At 67.1% G+C, this 24373-nt stretch carries 24 protein-coding genes; 15 read left to right on the top strand and 9 right to left on the bottom strand.

The annotated features are described in order from the left end of the window. Positions 1 to 49 precede the first annotated feature (49 nt). From hutH to IEV67_RS13490, 4 genes are read left to right on the top strand one after another with little or no spacing between them, the layout of a single operon-like run. Positions 50 to 1585: a histidine ammonia-lyase gene (gene hutH, locus IEV67_RS13505; protein WP_188437094.1), complete on the top strand. Its 1536-nt coding sequence runs from the start codon at positions 50 to 52 to the stop codon at positions 1583 to 1585. Then, entirely contained in the window at positions 1578 to 3218 is a 1641-nt protein-coding gene (gene hutU / locus IEV67_RS13500) for a urocanate hydratase (RefSeq protein ID WP_188437093.1), read from the top strand. The genes hutH and hutU overlap by 8 nt, the downstream gene beginning before the upstream one ends. Continuing rightward, positions 3215 to 4381 carry an imidazolonepropionase gene (hutI, locus tag IEV67_RS13495; protein WP_188437092.1) on the top strand — a complete coding sequence of 389 codons (1167 nt, stop codon included), beginning with the start codon at positions 3215 to 3217 and terminating at the stop codon, positions 4379 to 4381. The genes hutU and hutI overlap by 4 nt, the downstream gene beginning before the upstream one ends. Beyond that, the gene (locus tag IEV67_RS13490) at positions 4362 to 5267 is read left to right on the top strand and encodes an arginase family protein (RefSeq protein ID WP_188437091.1); all 906 of its coding nucleotides are present in this window, start codon (positions 4362 to 4364) and stop codon (positions 5265 to 5267) included. The genes hutI and IEV67_RS13490 overlap by 20 nt, the downstream gene beginning before the upstream one ends. Positions 5268 to 5278: 11 nt before the next feature. Here IEV67_RS13490 and IEV67_RS13485 read toward each other — a convergent pair whose 3' ends face one another. Next, the gene (locus tag IEV67_RS13485; protein ID WP_188437090.1) at positions 5279 to 6556 is read right to left on the bottom strand and encodes a DUF445 domain-containing protein; all 1278 of its coding nucleotides are present in this window, start codon (positions 6554 to 6556) and stop codon (positions 5279 to 5281) included. Between the two features lie 57 nt (positions 6557 to 6613). Here IEV67_RS13485 and IEV67_RS13480 point away from each other — a divergent pair, with 57 nt between their 5' ends. Beyond that, positions 6614 to 6886 (top strand): metal-sensitive transcriptional regulator, encoded by a 273-nt coding sequence (locus IEV67_RS13480; RefSeq protein WP_188437089.1) that lies wholly within the window; start codon positions 6614 to 6616, stop codon positions 6884 to 6886. Between the two features lie 8 nt (positions 6887 to 6894). Here IEV67_RS13480 and IEV67_RS13475 read toward each other — a convergent pair whose 3' ends face one another. From IEV67_RS13475 to IEV67_RS13460, 4 genes are read right to left on the bottom strand one after another with little or no spacing between them, the layout of a single operon-like run. Beyond that, the gene (locus tag IEV67_RS13475; RefSeq protein WP_188437088.1) at positions 6895 to 8052 is read right to left on the bottom strand and encodes an acyl-CoA dehydrogenase family protein; all 1158 of its coding nucleotides are present in this window, start codon (positions 8050 to 8052) and stop codon (positions 6895 to 6897) included. Then, on the bottom strand, positions 8049 to 8807 hold the full coding sequence (locus IEV67_RS13470) for an alpha/beta fold hydrolase (RefSeq protein WP_188437087.1): 759 nt from the start codon (positions 8805 to 8807) through the stop codon (positions 8049 to 8051). The genes IEV67_RS13475 and IEV67_RS13470 overlap by 4 nt, the downstream gene beginning before the upstream one ends. 19 nt (positions 8808 to 8826) lie before the next feature. Then, positions 8827 to 9753: a sugar kinase gene (locus IEV67_RS13465; RefSeq protein ID WP_188437086.1), complete on the bottom strand. Its 927-nt coding sequence runs from the start codon at positions 9751 to 9753 to the stop codon at positions 8827 to 8829. Further along, the gene (locus IEV67_RS13460; RefSeq protein ID WP_188437085.1) at positions 9750 to 10961 is read right to left on the bottom strand and encodes an MFS transporter; all 1212 of its coding nucleotides are present in this window, start codon (positions 10959 to 10961) and stop codon (positions 9750 to 9752) included. The genes IEV67_RS13465 and IEV67_RS13460 overlap by 4 nt, the downstream gene beginning before the upstream one ends. A 365-nt stretch (positions 10962 to 11326) precedes the next feature. Between IEV67_RS13460 and nrdH the strand changes: the two genes are divergently transcribed. The 8 genes from nrdH (at position 11327) to IEV67_RS13420 (ending at position 19363) form a co-directional block, all read left to right on the top strand. Next, complete coding sequence (nrdH, locus tag IEV67_RS13455; RefSeq protein ID WP_033106720.1) at positions 11327 to 11560, top strand: glutaredoxin-like protein NrdH; 234 nt, start codon at positions 11327 to 11329, stop codon at positions 11558 to 11560. 37 nt (positions 11561 to 11597) lie between these two features. Continuing rightward, on the top strand, positions 11598 to 12050 hold the full coding sequence (gene nrdI / locus IEV67_RS13450) for a class Ib ribonucleoside-diphosphate reductase assembly flavoprotein NrdI (protein WP_188437084.1): 453 nt from the start codon (positions 11598 to 11600) through the stop codon (positions 12048 to 12050). Beyond that, complete coding sequence (gene nrdE, locus IEV67_RS13445) at positions 12014 to 14191, top strand: class 1b ribonucleoside-diphosphate reductase subunit alpha (RefSeq protein ID WP_268238590.1); 2178 nt, start codon at positions 12014 to 12016, stop codon at positions 14189 to 14191. The genes nrdI and nrdE overlap by 37 nt, the downstream gene beginning before the upstream one ends. A 41-nt stretch (positions 14192 to 14232) precedes the next feature. Then, positions 14233 to 15213 carry a class 1b ribonucleoside-diphosphate reductase subunit beta gene (gene nrdF / locus IEV67_RS13440; protein ID WP_188437083.1) on the top strand — a complete coding sequence of 327 codons (981 nt, stop codon included), beginning with the start codon at positions 14233 to 14235 and terminating at the stop codon, positions 15211 to 15213. Positions 15214 to 15225: 12 nt separating this feature from the next. Beyond that, positions 15226 to 15669 carry a DoxX-related protein gene (locus tag IEV67_RS13435; RefSeq protein ID WP_229703121.1) on the top strand — a complete coding sequence of 148 codons (444 nt, stop codon included), beginning with the start codon at positions 15226 to 15228 and terminating at the stop codon, positions 15667 to 15669. A 31-nt stretch (positions 15670 to 15700) separates the two neighbouring features. Beyond that, positions 15701 to 16630 (top strand): aldo/keto reductase, encoded by a 930-nt coding sequence (locus IEV67_RS13430; protein WP_188437082.1) that lies wholly within the window; start codon positions 15701 to 15703, stop codon positions 16628 to 16630. A 76-nt stretch (positions 16631 to 16706) separates the two neighbouring features. Continuing rightward, positions 16707 to 16916, top strand: a complete 210-nt coding sequence (locus tag IEV67_RS13425) for a hypothetical protein (protein ID WP_188437081.1) — start codon at positions 16707 to 16709, stop codon at positions 16914 to 16916. A 125-nt stretch (positions 16917 to 17041) separates the two neighbouring features. Then, positions 17042 to 19363, top strand: coding sequence for a glycoside hydrolase family 3 protein (locus tag IEV67_RS13420; RefSeq protein WP_188437080.1), 2322 nt, complete (start codon positions 17042 to 17044; stop codon positions 19361 to 19363). Positions 19364 to 19420: 57 nt separating this feature from the next. On the opposite strand, the gene IEV67_RS13415 is transcribed toward IEV67_RS13420, so the two are convergent. Continuing rightward, entirely contained in the window at positions 19421 to 20023 is a 603-nt protein-coding gene (locus IEV67_RS13415) for a GNAT family N-acetyltransferase (RefSeq protein ID WP_188437079.1), read from the bottom strand. A 35-nt stretch (positions 20024 to 20058) separates the two neighbouring features. Between IEV67_RS13415 and IEV67_RS13410 the strand changes: the two genes are divergently transcribed. Further along, positions 20059 to 20442, top strand: a complete 384-nt coding sequence (locus tag IEV67_RS13410) for a PLD nuclease N-terminal domain-containing protein (protein ID WP_188437078.1) — start codon at positions 20059 to 20061, stop codon at positions 20440 to 20442. Then, positions 20439 to 21467, top strand: coding sequence for an epimerase (locus IEV67_RS13405; RefSeq protein WP_229703119.1), 1029 nt, complete (start codon positions 20439 to 20441; stop codon positions 21465 to 21467). The genes IEV67_RS13410 and IEV67_RS13405 overlap by 4 nt, the downstream gene beginning before the upstream one ends. Here the strand turns inward: IEV67_RS13405 and IEV67_RS13400 are convergent. The 3 genes from IEV67_RS13400 to IEV67_RS13390 are packed head-to-tail and all read right to left on the bottom strand — an operon-like array spanning position 21425 to position 24370. Beyond that, entirely contained in the window at positions 21425 to 22378 is a 954-nt protein-coding gene (locus IEV67_RS13400; RefSeq protein ID WP_188437076.1) for an epimerase, read from the bottom strand. The genes IEV67_RS13405 and IEV67_RS13400 overlap by 43 nt on opposite strands. Positions 22379 to 22392: 14 nt before the next feature. Next, positions 22393 to 23382, bottom strand: coding sequence for an NYN domain-containing protein (locus tag IEV67_RS13395; RefSeq protein WP_188437075.1), 990 nt, complete (start codon positions 23380 to 23382; stop codon positions 22393 to 22395). Further along, positions 23375 to 24370 carry a Gfo/Idh/MocA family protein gene (locus IEV67_RS13390; protein WP_188437074.1) on the bottom strand — a complete coding sequence of 332 codons (996 nt, stop codon included), beginning with the start codon at positions 24368 to 24370 and terminating at the stop codon, positions 23375 to 23377. Before IEV67_RS13390 ends, IEV67_RS13395 begins: the two co-directional genes overlap by 8 nt. Positions 24371 to 24373 lie beyond the last annotated feature (3 nt).

The raw sequence follows: 24373 nt of genomic DNA, 5'->3' as shown, positions 1-24373 counted from the left end.
ATGCCACGGACCACTGTCCGGCGCCATCGACCCGGTGTGGAATCAAGGCATGACTGAACCCGTTCTCGTCGGTGCTGCGCCGTTGTCACCCGCAGACGTCGTCGCCGTCGCCCGTCACGGTGCCCGTGTCTCGCTCGATGAAGGGGCCCTCGACCGGATCGCCGAGACGCGCGGTGTGGTCGATGCGCTCGCCGCGGATCCGCATCCTCACTACGGAGTGTCCACCGGCTTCGGCGCGCTCGCCACGACCTTCATCGCACCAGAGCGCCGCCACCAGCTGCAGGCGAGCCTCATCCGCTCCCACGCGGCAGGGACCGGCGCCGAGGTCGAGGTGGAGGTGGTGCGCGCCCTGCAGCTGCTGCGTCTGCAGACGCTTGCGTCCGGTCGCACGGGTGTCAGGCCCGTCGTGGCGGAGACCTATGCGGCGATGCTGAACGCCGGCGTCACCGCGGTGGTGCGCGAGTACGGCTCACTGGGATGCTCCGGCGATCTCGCGCCACTCGCGCACATCGCGCTCGCAGCTCTCGGTGAAGGGGACGTGCGTGATGAATCCGGTGCCCTTGTCCCGGCATCCGACGCTCTCGCCGCCGCAGGCATCGACCCTCTCGTGCTGGTCGAGAAGGAGGGTCTCGCCCTCATCAACGGCACCGACGGGATGCTGGGGATGCTGCTGCTCGCGCTGCACGACCTCGAGATGCTGCTCACGACCGCCGACCTCGCCGCGGCGATGTCGATCGAGAGCCAGTTCGGAACGGATGCGGTGTTCGCCGCCGACCTCATGGCGCTGCGTCCGCAGACCGGGCAGGCGCTGTCGGCAGCGAACCTGCGGTCGTTCCTCGCCGATTCGCCGATTGTGGCCAGCCACGCTGGGCCGGAGGATGGGCGCGTGCAGGACGCCTACTCGCTGCGCTGTTCGCCGCAGGTGCACGGCGCCGCCCGCGACACGATGGAGCACGCCGCGACCATCGCCTCGCGCGAGCTCGCCAGCGTCATCGACAATCCGGTCATCACGGTCGATGGGCGGATCGAATCGAACGGCAACTTCCATGGGGCGCCGGTCGCCGCCGTCCTCGACTTCCTCGCGATCAGCGCCGCCGATGTGGCGAGCGTCTCCGAGCGCCGCACCGATCGCGCGCTCGACCCGGCGCGCAGTCGCGGCCTGCCGCCGTTCCTCGCCCACGAGGTCGGGGTCGATTCCGGGCTCATGATCGCGCAGTACGCAGCGGCGGGGATCGTCTCCGAGCTGAAGCGCCTCGCGGTTCCGGCATCCGTCGATTCCATCCCGTCATCCGCGATGCAGGAGGATCACGTGTCGATGGGATGGGCGGCCGCCCGCAAGCTCCGGCGCGCGATCGACGGTCTGACCCGTGTGCTTGCGATCGAGGTGCTCACGGGCGCTCGCGCCCTCGACCTGCGGGCGCCGCTTTCGGCCGGCCCCGCGACCGGCGCCGTGCGAGACCTCGTGCGCACCGTGGCCGAGGGGCCAGGACCCGATCGCTTCCTCTCGCCCGAGATCGAAGCCGTCACCGAACTCGTCCGATCGGGCGCCGTCGTCCGGACAGCCAAGGAGAACGCACATGCCTGAGATCCACGCAGCCAGAGGCGCAGAGCGCACCGCGAAGAGCTGGGGCGCTGAGGCGGCCAAGCGGATGCTGATGAACAACCTCGACCCAGAGGTCGCAGAGCATCCGGAAGATCTCGTCGTGTACGGGGGCACCGGCAGGGCTGCGCGCTCGTGGGAGGCGTACGACGCGATCGTCCGCACGCTCGACGAGCTCGAGCCGGATGAGACGCTGCTCGTGCAGTCCGGCAAGCCGGTCGGTGTCTTCCGCACCCATGAGTGGGCGCCGCGCGTTCTGATCGCGAACTCGAACCTCGTCGGCGACTGGGCGACGTGGCCGGAGTTCCGTCGGCTCGAGGCCCTGGGGCTCACCATGTACGGGCAGATGACCGCCGGGTCGTGGATCTACATCGGCACGCAGGGCATCCTGCAGGGCACCTACGAGACCTTCGCGGCGGTGGCGCGCTCGCTCGAGCGCGAATCGCTCGCCGGCACCCTCACGCTCACCGCCGGCGCGGGGGGCATGGGGGGAGCGCAGCCTCTGGCCGTCACCATGAACGACGGCGTCGTGCTCATCGTCGACGTGGACGAGACGCGCCTTGCCCGACGCGTGGAGCACGGATACCTTGACGAGTACACCGCCGATCTTGACGCTGCGGTGGCGCGCGTCCTCGCCGCCAAGGACGCCGGCGAGGCGCTTTCCGTCGGAGTCGTCGGCAACGCGGCCGAGGTCTTTCCTGAACTGCTGCGCCGAGGAGTCCCGATCGACATCGTGACTGATCAGACCAGCGCGCACGATCCGCTCGCCTACCTGCCGATCGGCATCTCCGTCGAGCATTGGAAGGCGGAGGCGGAGCGGGATCCGGAGGAGTTCACCCGCCGGTCGCGCACGTCGATGGCGCAGCACGTCGCGGCGATGGTGGGATTCCAGGATGCCGGCGCCGCGGTCTTCGACTACGGCAACTCCATCCGCCGGGAGGCGGAGCTGGGCGGATTCGAGCGGGCCTTCGAGTTCCCCGGCTTCGTCCCGGCGTACATCCGCCCGCAGTTCGAGGAGGGGCGGGGGCCCTTCCGCTGGGTGGCGCTGTCCGGCGACCCGGAGGACATCTACAAGACAGACCGTGCGATCGCAGAGCTGTTCCCTGAAGACGCTGCGCTGCACCGCTGGCTGCAGCAGGCAGGCGACAAGGTGCACTTCGAGGGGCTGCCGGCGCGCATCTGCTGGCTGGGCTACCAGGAGCGGCACCTCGCGGGGCTGAAGTTCAACGAGATGGTGGCATCCGGGGAGCTGAAGGCGCCGATCGTGATCGGCCGCGACCATCTCGACTCGGGCTCGGTCGCCTCGCCGTACCGGGAGACCGAGGCCATGAAGGATGGTTCGGACGCCATCGCGGACTGGCCGTTGCTCAACGCCCTGCTCAACACCGCATCCGGTGCGTCCTGGGTCTCGCTGCACCATGGCGGTGGCGTCGGCATCGGGCGCAGCATCCATGCCGGTCAGGTGTGCGTCGCAGACGGCACGGCGCTTGCCGCCGAGAGGCTCGAGCGGGTGCTCACCAACGACCCCGGCACGGGCGTCATGCGTCACGTCGACGCCGGCTACGAGCACGCTCGCGACATCGCCCGGGAGCGCGGACTGAAGGTCCCGATGCTGTGAACACCCTCATCACGAACATCGGCGAACTGACGACGAACACCGGCGCCGGCATCCTGGACGATGCCGCAGTGCTGATCGATGACGGGAGGATCGCCTGGGTGGGGGCGGCTGCGGATGCCCCGTCGGTGCCCGGCGCCGAGGTGGTCGATGCGGTCGGCCGCGCCGTGATCCCCGGATTCGTGGACAGTCACAGTCATCTCGTGTTCGCCGGTGATCGCGCAGCCGAGTTCGAGGCGCGGATGGCCGGTCAGAAGTATGCCGCGGGCGGCATCCGATCCACTGTTGCGGCCACGCGCGCGGCGACCGACGAAGAACTGCGCAGGCGCCTGCGCGGATTCATGGACGAGATGCTCGCCCAGGGCACGACCACGGTGGAGATCAAGAGCGGCTACGGTCTGACGGTCGCCGACGAGGAGCGGCTGGTGCGGCTTGCCGCCGAGATCACCACCGAGGTCACATTCCTGGGTGCGCATGTGGTTCCGGCGGAGTATGCGGAGCGCCCCGATGAGTACGTCGATCTCGTCACGGGGCCGATGCTGGATGCCTGCGCGCCGTACTCGCGATGGATCGATGTGTTCTGTGAGACGGGAGCCTTCACGGTCGAGCAGTCCCGCAGGGTGCTGGAAGCAGGTATCGCCAGGGGGCTCATGCCTCGCGTGCACGCCAGCCAGTTGCGCCCGGGCGGGGGAGTGCGGCTCGCCGTCGAACTCGACGCGGCGTCCGTCGATCACGGAACATATCTGACCGATGACGATGTCGCGGCACTCGCGGCGTCGGAGACGGTGCTGACGCTGCTGCCCGGTGTGGAGTTCTCGACCCGCCAGCCCTATCCCGATGCGCGACGGCTCATCGACGCCGGCGTCACGGTCGCGCTCGCGTGCGACACCAATCCCGGCTCGAGCTTCACCTCGTCCATGCCGTTCTGCATCGCGATCGCCGTGCGCGACATGGGCATGACGCCGGTCGAGGCGTTATGGGCGGCGACCGCCGGGGGAGCACGCGCGCTGCGCCGCGATGACATCGGCATGATCGCGCCGGGCGCCCGCGCCGATCTCGTGCTGCTCGATGCTCCGAGCCATGTGCACCTGTCGTATCGTCCCGGAGTTCCGCTGGTCACTCGAGTGTGGAAGGACGGAGTATCCCATGGCTCTCACGCACGATGATCTCTGGCCGCGGGCCGGCGGCTGGCCGGCGGCCACGGCGGGAGAGCGGGCCGATGCTGCGATCCTGGGTGTTCCGACATGGCGCACCTCGCTCTCGCCGACGGGCGCCCACTCGACACCCGCCGCGATCCGCGAGGCCCTGCCGCGGTACAGCGCGACCCTGATGGGACCGCCGGTCGTCGACCTCGACGCCGCGCTGCGCATCGTGGATGCCGGCGACATCGTCGAGCCGGACGGCGAGGCCGGAATCGCGAGCACTGTCGACCGCGTGCAGGAGCTGTCGGCAGTCACAGACCTCGTCATCGCACTCGGCGGCGACAACTCCCTCACCTACCCTGTCGCGCGCGGCGCGCGTGCGAACGGGCTCATCACGATCGATGCGCATTTCGACCTGCGCGACGGCGTCTCGAACGGCTCGCCGGTGCGCCGCCTGGTCGAGGACGCTCCGGAGAGCGAGCGCATCGAGCCTACGCGGATCGTGCAGATCGGAATCGCCGACTACGCGAATTCCCCGGCGTATGCGCGCCGTGCGGCCGACTGGGGCATCCGCGTCATCACGCTCGACGGGCTGCGCCGTCGTGGCATCGCCGATGTCGTGAGCGAAGCGCATGAGATCGCGGGGGTGGACGCTGCGGCGCGCATCCATCTCGACGTCGACGTCGATGCGGCAGATCGATCGGTCGTGCCGGGGTGCCCCGCCAGCGTGCCGGGAGGTCTCGCGGCGTACGAGCTGCGAGCGCTGGTGCGCGCCCTCATGGGCGACCCCCGCGTCGTCAGCGCCGACATCGCCGAGGTCGATGCCACGTCCGATTCGGCGGATGGTCGCACTGTGCGACTCGCGGCCCTGTGCGTGCTGGAGCTGCTGGCGGGTCTCGCCGCGCGCTGAGACCGGGGTGCTCAGACTCCCGGGATCACAGCGTGGGCGATCGAGAAGATCGCGAGCCCGGCGAGTGCGCCGACCACGGTGCCGTTCAGGCGGATGTACTGCAGGTCGCGCCCGACCATGAGTTCGATCTTCTCGGTGGTCTCGGCCGGATCCCAGCGTTCGACCGTGTCGGTGATGATCGACGCGATGTCGTGTCGGTAGCGATCGACGAGGAAAACGGCGGCTTCGGACACCCAGGTGTCCACGCGGGTCTGCAGCGCAGCATCCGTCGTCAGCCGCTCGCCGACCTCCTGCACAGCCCGCGCGGCGCGTACGCGCAGCCCGCTCGCTGGATCGGCCAGCGCCGTCAGCAGGCCCGCCTTCGCGGTGTTCCACGCCTCGGCGGCGAGTGCGCCGACCCGCGGACTGTCGAACAGCGACGCCTTCGCGTTCTCGAGCTTCGCGCGGGTGGCCGGATCGTTCTGCAGGTTGTCGGCGAGACGGGCGAGATAGCCGTCGATCGCGAGTCGCGCCGGATGCCGCGGATCGTCCTGAACAGCATGTACGAACTTGACCGCCTCGTGATAGACGGTGTCGTCGACGAAGCGGTGCGCGAGCCTCGGCACCCACGAAGGAAGCCGGCGGGAGACCAGGCCGGTGAAGGACTCCGCGTTCGAATCCAGCCAGGTCGCGATGCTGTCGGCGGCGAGATCGACGGCACCGTGGTGGGCGTCCGCGTCGACGATCTTCTCCAGCCACACGCCCGCAGGGGGGCCCCACTCCGGCTGCACCAGGTGCTCGCGGGCGAGATCGGTGATGAGATCGCGCACGTCGTCGTCGCTGAGTGCGTTCAGCACGGCCGTGGCGATCGTCGCGCCCTCCGCGGCGACGCGTTCGGCGTGCGGTGGCTGTTGCAGCCACTCGCCGGCGCGACGGGCGATCGCGGTCGAGGCGAGCTTCGTGCGGACGACGTCAGCGGCGAGGAAGTTCGTCTCGACGAACTCGCCGAGTGTGCGGCCGATCTCGTCCTTGCGATTGGGGATGATCGCCGTGTGCGGAATCGGCAGGCCGAGCGGGTGGCGGAACAGCGCGGTGACGGCGAACCAGTCGGCGAGAGCGCCGACCATGCCGCCCTCGGCGGCCGCGCGCACATAGGAGAGCCATGGCTGCCGACTCTCCAGCCAGAACGCGATGACGAACAACACCGCCATGAACACCAAGGCGCCGATCGCGATCGCCTTCATTCGACGGAGGGCCCGCAGGCGCTCCTGATCAGCGGGGGAGAGCAGGGCCATCGGGGTGCGCGGCATGTGTGCCATCCTCGCATGCACAGCCTGTCGTCCGCGGCAGCGGGGTACCCTCGAACCGTGATCGAAGACATCAAGAAGCGTGCGCTGCACCGCACCAGCATCCTCGAAGGTCAGCTGCGAGGCGTCGCCAGGATGATCGAGAACGAGGAGTACTGCATGGACATCATCACGCAGTCCCGCGCGATCCAGAAGTCGTTGGAGTCCCTCAACCGCCTGCTGCTCGAGAACCATCTGCGCACCCACGTGACCCACATGTTCGAAGAGGGCGGCGAACAGCGAGAGCAGGCGGTCGACGAGTTGCTGAAGGCGTTCGACTTCGACCGGAAGTAGGCCTCGGGTCAGCCCTCCAGCGGTCCGAGCAATGCGCTCGCCGCGGTCGAATGCGCCGACTCCGGGTCAGAGGGGTGGAACATGCCCGCGAGCACGTCGCGATAGAGACGTGAGAGCTCGTTGGACGAGAAGTACGATCCGCCGCCCGCGGTGAGGATCGCCTCGTCGACGACGTGCTTCGCCATCACGACGGCACGATGCTTGGTGCCGGACAGCAGCGTGAACCAGCGTGCGCCATTGTCGGCCTGCTCGTCGACGTCGCGCGCGAGCGCGGCGATCTGCGGGGGCAGGGCGTCATACGCGAGGCTCATGTCGGCGACGCGCCAGCGGATGTCAGGGTCCTGGCTGTACGTCAGCCCGGTCTTCTTCGACGTCCGCTTCTGCACGGTCTCCACCGCGAGATCCAGCGCGCGACGGGCGATGCCCGTGTACACCGAGGCGAGCAGCAGCTCGAAGACGCTGAAGATGCCGAAGATGATCGGGTCGGGGCTTGGGCCGGGGTCGATGCGGCGCACCACGTGCTCGGGTGCGGCCACCGCGCCGTTCAATCGGGTGGTGCGGCTCTGCGTCGCGCGCATGCCGAGGGTGTCCCAGTCGTCGCTCGTGGTGACGGCATCGGTGCGGTCGATGAACGCGAACACGAGCTTGGGTGCATCGGGGCTCGTGGTGTCGAGGCCGTGCAGGCCGAGCTTCGTCCACACCGGAGCGAGCGAGGTGAAGATCTTCGTGCCGGTGAACGCGTAGCCGCCGTCGCCCGCCGGGACCGCGGCCGTATCACTGCCGAAGAGCACGAGGTCGTTGCCGCCCTCGCTGATACCGAATGCGAAGATCTCGCCGCGGGCGGCGCCATCCTGCACGAACTCCATGCCGGGCACGCCGCGGTCGCTGAAGACCTTGGCGACGCCGGTCCACACCAGGTGCATGTTGATCGCGAGGGCAGTGGCGGGTGAGGCGGTGGCGAGCCGCTGCTGCAGGATCGCGGCCTGCTCGAGGCCAAGGCCCGCACCGCCGCGCTCGGCCGGAACGAGGATCTTCAGGTATCCGGCATCCCGAAGCTCTTCCAGATCCTGCTGCGGGAAGGTGTTCTCCCGATCATGGATCGGCGCGCGCTCTCGAATGCGGTCGAGCAGGTCGTCGGGCAGGAACGCGGTGAGGTCGAAAATCATGCGAGTGCCTCCAGCAGCTGGCGGATCATGTCATCGGGTTTGTCGCGGTGCGGGGAGTGACCGGCGCCCGAGACGATCGACATCGAGATGTTCTCGTTCGATGCGAGTACCGTCTGTGCGGTCTCGCCGGTGAACAGGCTGTACACCGCCGGGTCGGCGCCGATGATGTGCGTCGGCGCGGCAAGGCGCGCAGCATCCGCTCGCACATCCCACGGCTGGTTCTGCGCGCTGGTCTGCTCGACGGCCCATCTGCTCGCCCGCACCACTGCGTCGATCTTCAACTCGAGATCCTGCGGATGCCAGTGCGGATGCTCTTCCTGCACGACCTCGATACGGTTGTCGGCGAACGCGCGCTCCTGACTGCGACGCACGATCGATGCGTCTTTGCCATCGACGAGGATGGCCGGGTCGATGAGGACGAGTCTGCGCGTCCAGCGAGGATCGGATGCCGCGGCCACGGTGCTCGCCGCACCGCCGAGCGAGTGACCGATGACGGCGTCCCATGCGCCGCCGCGAGTGGGGGAGAGCGCGGCGAGGTCCGCCGCATAGGCGCCCACGGTGTAGTCCAGGGCACGGGGTGCGTCGCCGTGGCCACGCAGATCGATCGCGACGGCATGCCAGCCGGCATTCGCGAGCGCATCGCCCAGCCGCCACATGAGGGCGCCGGAGGAGCCGAGTCCGTGCACGAGCAGGGCGGTGTGCTGGGCGTCGGGATTCCCCCAGGAGAGTCGGGGGAGCTGGACCGGAGCTGGCATGCCCTCAGCCTACGAGCGATCAGTCGAACGGTGGCATGTCCGCGGCGATCGTGAGTACGCGCTCCGCGGCGACGTGGCCCGCTGTCAGGCGCTCTGCGAGCGGCTTGCCCTCGAGCGTCGCCGCGAGGAACCCGCTCGCGAAGGCGTCGCCGGCGCCCACAGGCTCGACGACTTCGACCACAGGAGCGGGCACGAACACGGGCTCGGCGTCGCCGTCGAATGCCGTGGCGCCCACATCGCCGTCCTTCACGACGAGCAGGCCGCAGTCCGGCAGGAAGGCGCGGATCTCCTCGGCCGTCGAGGTGCCCCAGATGCGTTCGGCTTCGTCGCGGCCGACCAGCGTGATGTCGGCGGCGTTCGCCAGGCGGGCGAGAGTGGTCGCGGCATCCTCCATCGTCCACAGCGCGCGACGGTCGTTCACATCGAATGACACCAGCGCACCGGCTGAGCGCGCATCCTGGAACAGTCGGTCGACCATGTCGCGGGCGGAAGGGGAGAGTGCGGGAGTGATGCCGGTGGTGTGGACGATCTTCACCCCGGTGAGCTGTTCGACGGACAGGTACCCTGGCGCCAAGCGAGAGGCCGCCGAACCGCGGCGGTAGTAGTGGACGGAGGATCCCTCGGCGCCCGGATCCTTGAACATGACCCCGGTGGGGGCGTCCCGGTCGAGCTCGACCCACAGCTCGACTCCGCGTCGCGTCAACTCGGATGAGATGCGCACCCCGAGCGGGTCATCGCCGAGGCGCGACGCCCATGCCGCGCGGTGCCCTGCCGCGGCGAGCCCAGCGGTGACGTTCGATTCCGCGCCGGCGAGGCCGAGTGAGGCCTCGTGCGCGTCGGAGAGCGCAGCATCCGTCGGCGTGATCAGTGCCATCGTCTCGCCGATGCACACGACCTCTGGGGCGGTGCCTGGCGTGCGCGTTTCGGGAAGAGAAGGGGTGCTCATGAAGGGGTGACCGCCACTGGTTCGGTGTCAGGGAAGGGACTGGGATCGCGATCGCGCAGATCGGGCAGAGCCCGCACGAAGATCACGGAGACCATCACACCGACGATAGCGAACAGGACGGCGGCCAGGTACGCGCCCTGCGGGCCGCCGGTGCCGTCGACGAGGAAACCGGCGATGGCGGAGCCGGCGGCGGCGCCGATCAGCTGGCCGGTGCCGGCCCAGCCGAATGCTTCGGCGGTCTCGCTGAACTTCACGCTCGCGGTGGTGATGGCGAAGAGCACGGCGAGAGCCGGCGCGATACCGAGCCCGGCGAGGAAGAGCGCGCCGCCCAGCCAGTAGGCGTTGAGCATGACCATGGTGAGCGCGAGGCCGACGGTGACGATGATGAGGCGTCGCGCCATCGCCCACGGGCCGATCGGGATGTGACCGAAGGACAGCCCTCCGACGAGGCTGCCGCAGGCGAAGATTCCGAGCACGACGCCGGCCTGGAGACTGCCGTGCTCGAAGGTGGCGACGACTCCGACCTCCACTGCCGAACACGCGCCGATCACGAGGAACCCGATCGCTGTCGCGAGCGCCACCGGCGGCTTGAGGAGCACGCGCCCGAGAGCCCGGCGGCTGCGGGGGATGCGCACACGGCCGACCTCGGGGCTGAGGATGAACCACCCGCACCCGAGCACCAGGACGATCGCCACGAGGATGAGGCCCTCGGTCGTGCCGACCTGCGTTGACACGAGCGTGATCACGACCGGCGCGAGGATCCAGATGATCTCCTGCAGCGAGGCGTCGAGCGAGAACAACGGCGTCAGCTGGGACGAGTTGACCAGCTTCGGGTAGATGGTGCGCACAGCCGACTGGATGGGCGGCGTCGACAGGCCGGCGATGAGCCCGAACGCCATGTAGCCGGCGAGGTTCAGAGGCAGCAGGCCGAGGGCGAGCACGGCGAGGGTGCAGACCGCAGCGGTCAGAGTGAGCACTCTGCGCATGCCCCACACGCCCATCCAACGGCTCGTGACAGGGCCGGAGACGGCTTGGCCCACGGAGGTCGCGGCCAGCACGAGACCGGCGGAGCCATACGATCCGGTCTGCTGTTCGACGTGCAGGAGGATCGCCAAGGATGCCATGCCGCTGGGGAAGCGCGCCGTTAGCTGAGCGGCGATCATGCGCCCCACGCCTGGAGTGCGAAGAAGGTCCCGATATCCCGCCACGGCACAACGCTACCCGGGTCGCGGGAGGTGCTGTGCAGGGGCGCGTTCACGACACGCCGCGACACGCCGAAGAGCTCTCTCCACAGGAAATCGGATGTCCGAACCCCCGCGTAGCGTGCGACCTGTGGATGGATCTCCCAAGGCGACCTGAGAACCGCGAGATCATGCGCTTCGCGACCTCCGAAACGAGTTCGCGATCTGTGGATGAAACGGTGGACAACCTGTGTTGTATCAGTGGAGAGCGGTGGAAAACTACACGGATGTAACTACTAGCCCTTGTGGTCGCCCTCAATGTCCGTACCTATATGTAGTATTGAACTCCCGGCGGGGGGTCTGCCGGAAAATCCAGATCTGAGGGGAAACAAATGTCGATCACGGTCTACACCAAGCCTTCGTGCGTGCAGTGCAACGCGACGTATCGCGCTCTGGATGCCAAGGGCATCGAATACGAGATCCACGACCTCTCCGAAGACGCCTCGGCGCTCGAGCAGGTCAAGGCGCTCGGCTACATGCAGGCGCCCGTCGTCGTCACCGATGAGGACCACTGGTCGGGCTTCCGTCCCGACAAGATCGACGCCCTCGCCTCTCGACTGGCGTAGGACCTTCGACCGATCGCCGGAGCGAAAGGGGTGAGTCATGACAGCAGTCGCGACGACCGCGCCGCTCCTGGTCTATTTCTCCAGCACCTCGGGCAACACGGCCAGATTCATCGAGAAGCTCGGCCTGCCGGCGCAGCGCATTCCGCTGCACCGCGGTGACGGCGACCTCGCGGTCGATGAGCCTTTCGTCCTCGTCACTCCGACCTATGGCGGAGGGCAGGGGCGGGGCGAAGAGAAGGGCGCCGTACCCAAGCAGGTCATCCGGTTCCTCAACGACGAGCGAAACCGGCGGAACATCCGCGGAGTGATATCCGCAGGCAACACCAACTTCGGCGACTCCTTCGGGGCAGCCGGCGACATCATCAGCCGCAAGTGTCATGTGCCGCACTTGTACCGCTTCGAAGTATTCGGCACGCAGGACGACGTAGATCGCGTGAGCGACGGATTGGAACGATGGTGGGTATCGCAGTTGAAGAGCACGACTCGGTGACAGAGCAGGCCGCATTCAAGGCGAACACTGCATACGAGGGCCTCGATTATCACGCCCTCAATGCGATGCTGAATCTCTACGACGCCGACGGCAAGATCCAGTTCGACGCCGACAAGCGTGCCGCGCGGGAGTACTTCCTGCAGCACGTGAACCAGAACACGGTGTTCTTCCACTCCCTCAAGGAGCGTCTCGACTACCTCGTCGAGAAGGAGTACTACGACGGCGCTCTGCTGGAGAAGTACTCGCATGAGTTCGTCCAGAAGCTCAACGACCTCGCCTACGGCAAGAAGTTCCGTTTCGAGACGTTCCTCGGCGCGTTCAAGTACTACACCAGCTACACGCTGAAGACCTTCGACGGCAAGCGCTACCTCGAGCGCTTCGAGGACCGCGTCGTGATGACCGCCCTGGGCCTTGCCGACGGCGACGAGCAGGTGGCGATCAACCTCGTCGAGGAGATCATCTCCGGCCGTTTCCAGCCGGCGACCCCCACGTTCCTCAACGCGGGCAAGGCGCAGCGCGGCGAGCTCGTCAGCTGCTTCCTGCTGCGCATCGAAGACAACATGGAGTCGATCTCACGCGGCATCAACTCCTCGCTACAGCTGAGCAAGCGCGGCGGTGGCGTGGCCCTGCTGCTGTCGAACATCCGTGAGGCGGGTGCGCCGATCAAGCAGATCGAGAACCAGTCCAGCGGCATCATCCCCGTCATGAAGCTGCTCGAAGACAGCTTCAGCTACGCGAACCAGCTGGGTGCCCGTCAGGGTGCGGGCGCGGTCTACCTCAACGCGCACCACCCCGACATCATGCGCTTCCTCGACACGAAGCGTGAGAACGCCGACGAGAAGATCCGCATCAAGACGCTGTCGCTGGGCGTCGTCGTGCCCGACATCACGTTCGAGCTCGCCAAGAACGGCGAAGACATGTACCTCTTCTCGCCGTACGACGTCGAGAAGGTCTACGGAGTGCCGTTCGGCGACATCTCGGTCACCGAGAAGTACCGCGAGATGGTTGATGACCCGCGCATCAAGAAGACCAAGATCAATGCGCGCGAGTTCTTCCAGACCATCGCCGAGATCCAGTTCGAGTCTGGCTACCCGTACATCATGTTCGAGGACACGGTGAACAAGGCGAACCCGATCAACGGCCGCATCAACATGTCGAACCTCTGCAGCGAGATCCTGCAGGTGAACACGCCGACCACGTACAACGACGACCTGTCGTACGACCAGATCGGCAAGGACATCTCGTGCAACCTCGGCTCGATGAACATCGCTCTGGCGATGGATGCCGATGACCTGGGCATCACGGTGGAGACGGCGATCCGCGGCCTGACCGCTGTGAGCAACCAGAGCCACATCTCCTCGGTGCGCTCGATCGAAGACGGCAACGACCGTTCGCACGCCATCGGCCTCGGCCAGATGAACCTGCACGGCTACCTCGCTCGCGAGCACGTGCACTACGGCTCTGAAGAGGGCATCGACTTCACGAACATCTACTTCTACACGGTGCTGTTCCACGCGCTGCGGGCATCGAACCTGCTGTCCATCGAGCGTGGCGTCGCCTTCGACGGCTTCGAAGACTCGACTTACGCGTCGGGGGAGTTCTTCGACAAGTACACCGACCGCGCGTGGGTGCCCGAGACCGAGAAGGTCAAGGAGCTCTTCGCGGGCAAGCACATCCCGACGCAGGACGACTGGGCCGAGCTGAAGGCATCCATCCAGAAGCACGGCATCTACAACCAGAACCTGCAGGCGGTGCCGCCGACCGGCTCGATCTCCTACATCAACAACTCGACGAGCTCGATCCACCCGATCGCGTCGAAGATCGAGATCCGCAAGGAAGGCAAGCTCGGCCGCGTCTACTACCCCGCGCCGTTCATGACGAACGACAACCTGGAGTACTACCAGGACGCATACGAGATCGGCTACGAGAAGGTCATCGACACGTACGCCGCGGCCACGCAGCACGTCGACCAGGGCCTGTCGCTGACGCTGTTCTTCAAGGACACAGCATCCACGCGCGACATCAACAAGGCGCAGATCTACGCATGGCGCAAGGGCATCAAGACGATCTACTACATCCGCCTCCGCCAGATGGCGCTCGAGGGGACTGACATGAGTGAGTGCGTCAGCTGCATGTTGTAATTACCTGCTGATCAGGGATTTTTAGAACAGAGAGAAATGTGATGACCCCCCCAGAGAAGCTCAAGCTGGTCGAGCACGTGCAGGCGATCAACTGGAACCGCATCCAGGACGACAAGGACCTCGAGGTCTGGAACCGTCTGGTGAACAACTTCTGGCTGCCTGAGAAGGTGCCGCTGTCGAACGATGTGCAGTCATGGAACACGCTGACGCCTGAAGAGCAGCTGCTCACGATGCGCGTCTTCACCGGACTCACCCTGCTCGACACCATCCAGGGCACGGTCGGCGCCGTGTCGCTGATCCCTGATGCGATCACTCCGCACGAGGAGGCGGTGTACACCAACATCGCGTTCATGGAGTCGGTACACGCCAAGAGCTACTCCTCGATCTTCTCGACGCTCGCGTCGACGAAGGAGATCGATGAGGCGTTCCGGTGGTCCACGGAGAATGTGAACCTTCAGAAGAAGGCTCAGATCATCATGGACTACTACCAGGGAGATGACCCGCTCAAGCGCAAGGTCGCCTCCACTCTGCTCGAGTCGTTCCTGTTCTACTCGGGCTTCTACCTGCCGATCTACTGGTCGTCCAAGGCGAAGCTCACGAACACGGCCGACCTCATCCGCCTCATCATCCGCGACGAGGCCGTGCACGGGTACTACATCGGTTACAAGTTCCAGAAGGGGCTCGAGAAGGAGACCCAGGAGCGTCGCGACGAGCTGAAGGACTACACCTTCAACCTGCTCTTCGAACTCTACGACAACGAGGTGCAGTACACGCAGGACCTCTACGACGGCGTCGGCCTGACCGAGGACGTCAAGAAGTTCCTGCACTACAACGCCAACAAGGCGCTGATGAACCTCGGCTACGAGCCGATGTTCCCGTCCACCGTGACGAACGTGAACCCGGCGATCCTGTCCGCGCTCTCGCCGAACGCCGACGAGAACCACGACTTCTTCTCGGGCTCCGGATCTTCGTACGTCATCGGCAAGGCCGAGGCCACCGAAGACGAGGACTGGGACTTCTAGGAGATCATCGCGATGAGCAGGCGGATGCTGCGCCCGAAGCAGCAGGGAAAGGCTTCGGGCGCGCGTCCGGCAGCTCGATGGGCTCTCGCCGCCGCCCTCACGGCGACGGGCGTCGGTCACCTGACCTGGGGCAGGCGCGGCTTCCGCATCACCGTTCCCGACTGGGCGACGCGGCTGCTGCGCCTGGACAAGGACGCGATCGTCGTCGCATCGGGCGTCGTGGAGCTCGCGCTCGCTGCCGCGCTCGTGGCACTTCCCAAGGAGCGCACGCGCGTCGGCTGGGCGGTCGCTGCGTTCTTCGTCGCCGTGTTCCCGGGCAACGTGCACCAGTGGCGCACCGGACGATCGGCGCCGATGCTCGACACCGACCGGCGTCGGCTCATCCGGCTGTTCCTCCAGCCGCTCCTCGTGCTCTGGGCGTTGTGGAGCACCGGCTCGCGATCACGTCGCCGCTGACTTCGGAAGACCCGCGCGATACTGTGGCGACATGAAGACTGTGCCGTTCGCAACGTCCACCGCTCCCGCCGTCGTCGCCGGGATGATGCGCATCAAGGACAAGGACGATGCGCAGATCCGCGAACTCTACGACTCTGCCCGTGAAGTGGGGATCGACTTCTTCGACCATGCCGACATCTACGGCGGTCGAATGCACGCGTGCGAGGAGCGCTTCGCCGACGCGCTGTCGCTGTCTCCGGCAGCACGCGACGAGATCACGATCCAGACGAAGTGCGGGATCGTCCCGCAGGACGGCACGTTCGACTTCTCCTACGAGCACATCCTGCGCCAGGTCGACGGATCACTGCGTGCGCTCGACACCGACCGGATCGACGTGCTCCTGCTGCATCGCCCCGACGCCCTCGTCGAACCGGAGGAAGTGGCTCGCGCCTTCGACGAACTCGAGGCGTCAGGGAAGGTTCGCGCCTTCGGCGTCTCCAACCACACGCCTCGTCAGATCGACCTGCTGCGCACCGCGGTGAAGCAGCCGATCGTGGCGAACCAGCTCCAGCTCTCGCTGACCCAGGCGCCGATCATCGCGCAGGGCATCGCCGCGAACATGGGCGGAACCGACCAAGCCATCACCCGCGACGGCGGCGGCATCCTGGAGTACTGCCGCATCAACGGCATCACCGTCCAGGCGTGGTCACCGATGCAGGCGGCCGCAGGCGCCGGCACGTTCGTCGGGAACCCCGACTACGCCGAGCTGAACGAGGTCCTCGACCGGCTCGCCGATCTGCACGGCGTCACGCCGACCGGAATCGCGGTCGCATGGATCACGCGGCATCCCGCGAACATGCAGGTCGTCATGGGCACCACGACGCCGGAGCGCCTGGCGGCGGCGGCAGCCGGATCCGACGTCGCGCTCACCCGCCCCGAATGGTACGAACTGTTCCGGGCCGCAGGACACATCGTTCCGTAGGGCTCATCGCGACAGCATCCGGTGCCGTCGCCTCGGCGCGGTAGGCTGGACACGGCATTCACAACAGGAGGCAGCCGTGATCATCAGCTTCATCGTCTACTTGGTCCTCTTCGTGGGCGGCATCGTGCTGATGGGCATCTCGCACGGCCTTCCGGACTTCCAGGCGCTCGTCTTCTGCGCCGGACTCGCCGCCTTCTGCCTGTCGATGGCATGGATCATGCGCGCGGGCCGCAGTGGCGCCACGCGCCGCTCGGACAACTGGGATGGCGGCCCTTCGGCCAGCTGAGTTCGCGCGTAGCTCGTCAGCACGTGCAACTGACGGCAATCGCTTGCCGCCAGTGAGCAGCTCTTCGAAGCTGGGTGCACTCGGACGTAACTCCGAGAACCCCCTGTTCGAAGGAGAACTGCTTCATGAGACCTTTTTCACGTGGAATCCGCCGACGCGGCCTTACGGCTCTCGTCCTCGCGGTACCGATGATCCTTGTGGCAGGCGTCGGATGCGCCGCCACACCAGCCTCCGGTTCAGATGAAGGAAACCACGGCAAGCCCCCGGTGCTCGACGCGCGGGCGAAGGACACCATCAAGGTCAAGGGCCGGTATTTCAAGGACCTGAACGCCAACGGCTCGCTGGACGTCTACGAGGACTGGCGCAAATCCACCGACAAGCGGGTGGCCGACCTCATCGACCAGATGACGCTCGAGGAGAAGGCGGGCCTCATGCTCATCGACACCCTCAACGCGTCGTGCGATGTCGCCACCGGCGAATTCGGCACAGTGCCCGAGACGGCCGCCGACTACATCGGCACGCAGCAGATGCACCGCTTCATCTTCCGCAACGTCGTCGACGCCGGCGAGCGGGCGGCGTGCGAGGAAGGCGAGGGCGGCTTCGCCACGAATGTGACCGTCACCCCCGCCGAGGCCGCGGAATTCATGAACGCGGTGCAGGAGCAGAGCGAGGCGACTCGTCTCGGCATCCCCGTGCTGTACAAGTCCAACGCGCGCAATCACATCGACCCGCAGGCACGCGCAGGCATCAACGAAGCAGCCGGCGCATTCTCGCCGTTCCCCAAGGAAGCCGGGATCGCTGCCGCCGCTCTGGGCGAGCAGGCGCTCGAGACCGGTGAGGCCACGGACGGCGACATGTCCGTCGTCGACGAGTTCGCCACGGTCATGGGCGACGAGTGGTCCTCAATAGGGCTCCGCGGCATGTACGGATACATGGCAGACCTGTCGACCGAGCCGCGCTGGTACCGCACGCACGAGACCTTCACGGAGGATGCCGACCTCGGTGCCAACATCGCCACGCAGCTCGTCGAATCGCTGCAGGGCGAGGTCGACAAGCACGGCAACTCGCTGAGCCCCACGAGCGACGTCGCACTGACGATGAAGCACTTCCCCGGTGGCGGTCCGCAGGAGCTGGGCCTGGACCCGCACTACTCGTTCGGCAAGGCGCAGATCTACCCCGGTGACGCGTTCGGGTACCACCTGAAGCCGTTCGAGGCCGCCATCGAGGCCGGAGTCTCGGCGATCATGCCGTACTACGGCGTGCCCGTCGACGTCACCTACGAAGGCGTGGACTACGACGAGGTCGGCATGGCGTTCTCGGATCAGATCGTCAACGGCCTGCTGCGTGACCAGATGGGATTCCAGGGTTACGTGAACTCCGACACCGGCATCATCAACGACCGTGCATGGGGTCTTGAGGATGCCACGGTGCCCGAGCGCGTCGCGGCAGCCGTCAACGGCGGCACAGACACGCTCTCCGGCTTCCACGACGTCGCCACCATCACCGACCTGGTCGACGCGGGCCTCGTGAGCGAGGAGCGCGTGACCCTCGCCGCCGAGCGGCTGCTGACGCCGATGTTCGAGATGGGGCTGTTCGAGAACCCCTATGTCGACCCCGAGGTCGCGACAGCCACCGTCGGCAGCGCAGAGCACCAGGAAGCGGCGCTCGACCTGCAGCGCAAGTCGACCGTTCTGCTGCAGAACGACGACTCGCTCCTCCCGCTCTCGGGCGGCGAGACGGTCTACGTGCTGGGCAACGTCGATGCCGCGGAGGTCGCAGCCGCAGGCTACGAGGTCATCGACGGCAACAACGCCGACGAGCAGCGGACCGCGGCAGATGCCGATGTCGCGCTCATCTCGATGACCGCGCGCAATGTGAACACCGGCGCGTACGTCAGCAACGACCCGGCGACCGGCCTGAACCCCGATCACATCAATCCCAGCGTGATCGACGGCGTCACCGGTCTTGACGGTGAGAGCCCGTATGGCGCGGGCGATGCATGCGTCACCGCCGGCGCCGAGGCCTGCACCGACAGCGGTCTGCGTTTCGGTGGCTCGCTGCCGTGGGAGTCGAGCGTGATCGACTTCACCGGCATGGCGAACGCAGAATCGTGGGAGGTGACACCTGCGCTCGACACCGTGCAGCAGGTGATGAGCGAGGTCGGTGCCGAGAACACGGTTCTCGACATCTACTTCCGTCAGCCGTTCGTGCTCGACGAGGAGAGCGGCCTGCGTGATGCCGGGGCGATCATGGCCAACTTCGGCAACACGACCACGGCGCTGATGGACGTCGTCTCCGGCGACTTCAACCCACAGGGCAAGCTGCCGTTCGCCCTTGCCGGAACGCCCGAGGCCATCCTCGAGCAGAACAGCGACACACCGGGTTACGACGAGACCGCCGACGGGGCGCTGTTCCCGTACGGCTTCGGTCTCAGTTACGACGACTGACCCGGGTACCACCGTCAAGCGCCGTCCGGGATCATCCCCGGGCGGCGCTTGTCGGTGTCAGGCGCGTTTCGCCAGCCGCGCTTCGAGGTTCGCCTTCACCGCAGGCCACTCCGGCTCGATGATGGAGAACTCGACGGAGTCGCGCAGCGCGCCGTTGCGGTAGCGCGAGATCGCCCGCATCACGCCGTCCTGCTTGGCTCCGAGGCGCTCGATCGCCGCGCGTGACTGGAAGTTCGCCCACTGGGTCGTCAACCCCACGCGGAACACGCCCAGCGTCTCGAACGCGTGCCTGAGCAGCAGCAGCTTCGATTCGGCGTTCGTGCCCGTGCCGTGTGCCGACGGGCGATTCCAGGTGTAGCCGATGTGCAGCCTCGGCACCTCGGCCACCAGGTCGTAGTACGTCGTCATCCCGATCACGCGACCGGATGCATCGAAGGCGGTGAACGGCACCATCTCACCCTTCTCCGCGAGTGCGAGCCGGCGATCGATCTCGGCGGCGACTCCGTCGGGGGCGGGGACAGACGTGTACCACGCCGTCTGCCACAGGTCGTTCTCCTGTACCGCCTCGACGAGGCCGTCATGGTGCGAGCGGTCCAGCGGACGCAGTTCCACCAGCCGTCCGGTCAACGTGAGGGGGCCGGGCGCGGTGCGAAAATCCATGGCGCCATTCTATGAGCGACGGCTACTCTGAATGCATGCCGTTCATCTCGATCCTCGTCATCGCGCTGATGATCTTCGCGCTGATCGATGTCATCACGCGCGACGATTCGCAGGTGAAGCACCTGCCGAAGATGGTCTGGGTCATCATCGTCATCCTGCTGCCGCTGATCGGCAGCGCGCTCTGGTTCGGTCTCGGCCGCGAATATGCCGGAGGTGGCATATCGATGCCGCGGATGCCGCGCCGCACCGCCGCGCCGACGACGCAGGCGTCACCGGCGACTCGGACCTGGTCGCCGCCGGCAGAGGCCCGCACCACCGAGCAGCAGATCGCCGACCTCGACCGCGAGATCGAGGAATGGGAGCTGCGTCAGCAGATCGAGGCCCGCAGGCGCGAACGCGGCGAAGCGGACACGGCGTGACCGGCGCCCGGCGCGCAGTTCTGGGTGGGGGGAGCGGCGCACTCGGCAGCGCCCTCGCTCGTGCTCTCACCGACGACGGATACGACGTGCGGGTGATCGGTCGCAACGGCCCCGATGCGCGGTGGGATGACCCCGACGGCATCCTGCGCCTCGTCGATGGTGCGGAGCTCGTGATCGGGCTCGCCGGAAAGTCGGTGAATACCCGCTACACCGACGCCAATCGTGACGAGATCCTGCGCTCGCGGGTGGACACCACCCGTGCGCTGAACGAGGCGATCGCCCGCGCCGTTCATCCACCGCTCGTGTGGATGAACGCGAGCACCGCGACCCTGTACCGGTACGCGCTCGATCGTCCGCAGACCGAGCAGGACACCGACTTCGACACCGGATTCTCTCCCGACGTCGGCCGCAACTGGGAGGCCGAGCTGTTCCGCGGCGACCTGCCCGGTACGCGCCGCATCGCGCTGCGCACCACGATCGTGCTCGGCGAGGGGCCGGTCGGCGACGTGCTCTTCCGGCTCGCACGGTTCGGGGTCGGCGGCCCGCAGCACGATGGATGGTGGTTCCCGCATCGGCGGTACCGCGGAATCGGTCCGCATCCGACCGAGCCTCGGCAGTCGGGTGTCCGCTCTCGTGGTCGTCAGCGCTTCAGCTGGATCCACATCGACGATTTCGTCGGCGCCGTGCGGTTCCTCCTCGCTCATCCGGAGATCGACGGAGCGGTCAACCTGGCGGCGCCCGGTGCGGTGGAGAACCGCGAGCTCATGGCGGCGCTGCGGCGCACGGTCGGCATGCCGCTCGGACTGCCGGCATGGCGCTTCATGCTCGAGCCGGCGATGTGGGTGCTGCGCACCGAGCCGGAGCTCGTGCTCAAGAGCCGCTGGATCGCCCCGGGTGTCCTGACCGAGGCCGGGTACACATTCGCGCACCCCGAACTCGAGGAAGCACTCCGCGACATCCGCGCACGGCGCGGCGATCGCGGTCAGTCGAAAGACGCCCGGATCGCGGGCTCGAGCGTCGGGTAGGCGAACTCGAATCCGGCGTCCGTGAGCTTCTCGGGAAGCACCCACCGGCTCTTCAGGATGAGCTCGGTCTCGGTGCGGATGCCGATGGCGCCGATCTCCAGCATCCATCGCGGCATCGGCGGACCGATCCGTACCCCGAGAACCCGACGAACCGTCGCCATGAACGTGGCGTTGTCCACGGGATGCGGGGCGGCCGCGTTGATCGGCCCCTCCAAATCGGGATGCTCCTCGATGAAGTCGATGATCCGACCGATGTCATCGAGATGCACCCAACTGAACTTCTGTCGTCCGTGCTTCGCACCAGGCAGGTGCGCGGTACGGGCCGACCTTCGGGCTTTCGTCACCGGCCACCAGCCGTCGTACTGCGCGCCGCCCAGACCGACTCTGGCGAGATTCCTCAGCGGCCCGAGCACGCCGCCGTCACCGAGCACGATGGTGCTGCGCAGCGCCACTCGCCGCGTTCCCGGAAGCCCATCGGCGAAGAGTGCGACTTCCCACGCCTTTGCGACCTCCACCGAGAATCCCGTGCCCGTCTCGCCGTCGCTCTCCGTCATGGGCCGATCCTCGGCGTGCCGATAGATCGTCGCGGTCGATGAGTTCACCCACACCGGCGGCGGGGTCGCGGCTGCCTTGATCGCGGAGCTCAGCGTTGCCGTGGTGTCGAGACGCGAACGGAAGATCTCCGCACGATTGTCCGGGGTGTAGCGGCAGTTCACGCTCTTGCCGGCGAGCCCGATCACGAGCGCTGAACCGTTGACGGCCTGCTCGATTCCGGCGCGATCGTCCCAGCTGAGGTCGGCGCCTGAGCGGGAGACCGTGACGATCTCCCGTCCCTCGCTGCGGTACTTCTGCTGCAGGTGCTGCCCCATGAAGCCGGATGATCCGCCGATCACCACTCTGCCGGAACTCACGCGATGCCGCCCGCTCAGCGCTCGCGCAGACGCACCAGTCGCTCGTGCCCTGTCTCCTCGAGCTCCGTGATCTCGTCACGGGACTTCAGGAAGTCGGAGAACGACCGGTATCCGAGCGCCTTCTCGCTGAACGACGGATCCATGCGGCGCATGTGCGTCTTCACCGCTGAGCTGTGCAGCCACTCGTCTGCGTCGGCCTTGTCGTGGCCGAGGCGCAGCGCGCGCTCGAGCAGGAGTGTCGCCTCGTCCTGCTCGGTGAGCGCCGTGGTCTCCTGCTCGACGGTCGCGTCCGGCTCGGGGGGCTTGGCCACCTTCTTGGCGCGTGTCCGCGGGGCCTTGGCCTTCACCGGTGCTTCTGCCTCGGCATCCGCTTCGGCATCCGCCTTCGGCGCCTCGGCAACAGGCTCCACCTTCGCAGCGACCTTGGTCGTCGACGGACGCACGACGCCGGGTAGCGAGTCGTACGACTCGAACTCGTCGCATGCCGCCGCCAGCGACTTCGCGGTGGAGCCGGCCACGCCGACGCCGATCACGTAGCGACCGAGGCGCTTGCAGCGCTGGGCGAGCGGCACGTAGTCGCTGTCGCCGGCGACGAGCACCACGTGGGTGAGGTCGGAGAGGCGGAACATGTCTTCCACGGCATCCACGGCGAGGCGGATGTCGGCGCCGTTCTTGGCGTACGCCGCAGCGGGGAACAGCTGCACGAGGTCGACCGCGCGTGCGACGAGCTGCGAGCGGTATTCGGCGTTCACCGGAGACGACCAGTCGGCGTAGGCGCGCGTGAGCACCAGCGTGCCGAACGAGGCGGCGTAGTCGATGATCGCACCGACCTCGATCATCGCTGCCTTCAGCCGCTCGACGACTTCGGGGTCGTGGGGGTTCTCGGCGATGCGCTGGCGGTCCTTGCCGTAGGCGTTTCTGCCGTGGACGCGGTCGTACCAGGAGATGACGATGTTGTCGAAGTCCAGGTAGACGGCGACGCGAGGGTCCTGGGTGTCAGCCATGATTGCGCTCCTCTCCGGGGTAGCTCACGCCGATCTGGGCGCGGATCTCATCGAGCGTGCCCATGATCGCGACGCTCTCCGCGATCGGCAGGATGTCGCCGGCGAAGTTGCCCTCGCTCACCAGGCGCTCGGCCGCCAGGGCCTGGTACTGCATGCCGCGCCCCTCGACTTCTGAGGTGTAGGTCTCGCGCACCGTGCCGTCTGGCGTGACGACGCGGAAAGTCGTCGGCGTGTACCAGACGCGATCGATGTCGATCCGCGCCTCGGTGCCGATGATGGACGCGGCATTCGGACCGGCGGCCCTCGACGACGACAGGCTCGTGGAGACCGCGCCGCCATCGTGCGTCATGATAGTGGCGACCTCGGAATCGGCGCCGGTCTCGATGAGTCGCGCCGTGGCCTGGATGCTGGTCGGGGCGCCGAGGATGTCCCAGATGAACGAGATCGGGTAGATGCCGAGGTCGAGCAGGGCGCCTCCGCCGAGCTTCAGGTCGTTCAGGCGATGCGCGGGGTCATCGGTGATGAGCTGCGTGTGGTCGGCTGACACCGCGCGGATCTCTCCGAGCTCGCCTGCTGCGACGATCTCACGGATGCGCACCATGTGCGGCAGATAGCGCGTCCACATCGCCTCCATCGCCAACAGGCCGCGTTCGGCGGCGATGCGCTGCAGATCCTCCGCCTCGGTGCGGTTGACGGTGAACGCCTTCTCGACGAGCACGTGCTTGCCGTTCTCGAGTGCCAGCTTCGCGTCGGCGTGGTGCATCGGATGCGGCGTGGCGACGTAGATGATGTCGACGTCCGGGTCGGCGACCAGCGCCTGATAGGACGAGTGCGCGTGCGGGATGTCGAACTTCGCGGCGAACGCGTCGGCCGAGGACTGCGAGCGCGAACCCACGGCGACGAGATCACGTCCTGAGGTGCGCAGATCGGAGGCGAAGGCGGACGCGATGCCGCCGGTTGCGAGGATTCCCCAGCGAAGACCAGTCATGTT

The sequence above is a fragment of the Microbacterium murale genome, assembly GCF_014635185.1.
In the GTDB taxonomy this organism is placed as follows: Bacteria; Actinomycetota; Actinomycetes; order Actinomycetales; family Microbacteriaceae; genus Microbacterium; species Microbacterium murale.
Note: the sequence above shows the minus strand (reverse complement) of the source record. Positions and strands in the feature narration are given on the sequence as shown.

Excerpts from the sequence above, each read along its gene's own strand:
- IEV67_RS13415 (WP_188437079.1), bottom strand. The coding sequence starts at position 20,023 with ATGGATTTTCGCACCGCGCCCGGCCCCCTCACGTTGACCGGACGGCTG.
- IEV67_RS13485 (WP_188437090.1), bottom strand. The coding sequence starts at position 6,556 with ATGCCGCGCACCCCGATGGCCCTGCTCTCCCCCGCTGATCAGGAGCGC.
- IEV67_RS13490 (WP_188437091.1), top strand. The coding sequence starts at position 4,362 with ATGGCTCTCACGCACGATGATCTCTGGCCGCGGGCCGGCGGCTGGCCG.
- IEV67_RS13430 (WP_188437082.1), top strand. The coding sequence starts at position 15,701 with ATGAAGACTGTGCCGTTCGCAACGTCCACCGCTCCCGCCGTCGTCGCC.
- hutH (WP_188437094.1), top strand. The coding sequence starts at position 50 with ATGACTGAACCCGTTCTCGTCGGTGCTGCGCCGTTGTCACCCGCAGAC.
- nrdH (WP_033106720.1), top strand. The coding sequence starts at position 11,327 with ATGTCGATCACGGTCTACACCAAGCCTTCGTGCGTGCAGTGCAACGCG.
- IEV67_RS13475 (WP_188437088.1), bottom strand. The coding sequence starts at position 8,052 with ATGATTTTCGACCTCACCGCGTTCCTGCCCGACGACCTGCTCGACCGC.
- nrdE (WP_268238590.1), top strand. The coding sequence starts at position 12,014 with ATGGTGGGTATCGCAGTTGAAGAGCACGACTCGGTGACAGAGCAGGCC.
- nrdF (WP_188437083.1), top strand. The coding sequence starts at position 14,233 with ATGACCCCCCCAGAGAAGCTCAAGCTGGTCGAGCACGTGCAGGCGATC.
- IEV67_RS13395 (WP_188437075.1), bottom strand. The coding sequence starts at position 23,382 with ATGGCTGACACCCAGGACCCTCGCGTCGCCGTCTACCTGGACTTCGAC.
- IEV67_RS13470 (WP_188437087.1), bottom strand. The coding sequence starts at position 8,807 with ATGCCAGCTCCGGTCCAGCTCCCCCGACTCTCCTGGGGGAATCCCGAC.
- nrdI (WP_188437084.1), top strand. The coding sequence starts at position 11,598 with ATGACAGCAGTCGCGACGACCGCGCCGCTCCTGGTCTATTTCTCCAGC.
- hutU (WP_188437093.1), top strand. The coding sequence starts at position 1,578 with ATGCCTGAGATCCACGCAGCCAGAGGCGCAGAGCGCACCGCGAAGAGC.
- IEV67_RS13465 (WP_188437086.1), bottom strand. The coding sequence starts at position 9,753 with ATGAGCACCCCTTCTCTTCCCGAAACGCGCACGCCAGGCACCGCCCCA.
- IEV67_RS13410 (WP_188437078.1), top strand. The coding sequence starts at position 20,059 with ATGCCGTTCATCTCGATCCTCGTCATCGCGCTGATGATCTTCGCGCTG.
- IEV67_RS13420 (WP_188437080.1), top strand. The coding sequence starts at position 17,042 with ATGAGACCTTTTTCACGTGGAATCCGCCGACGCGGCCTTACGGCTCTC.
- IEV67_RS13435 (WP_229703121.1), top strand. The coding sequence starts at position 15,226 with ATGAGCAGGCGGATGCTGCGCCCGAAGCAGCAGGGAAAGGCTTCGGGC.
- IEV67_RS13390 (WP_188437074.1), bottom strand. The coding sequence starts at position 24,370 with ATGACTGGTCTTCGCTGGGGAATCCTCGCAACCGGCGGCATCGCGTCC.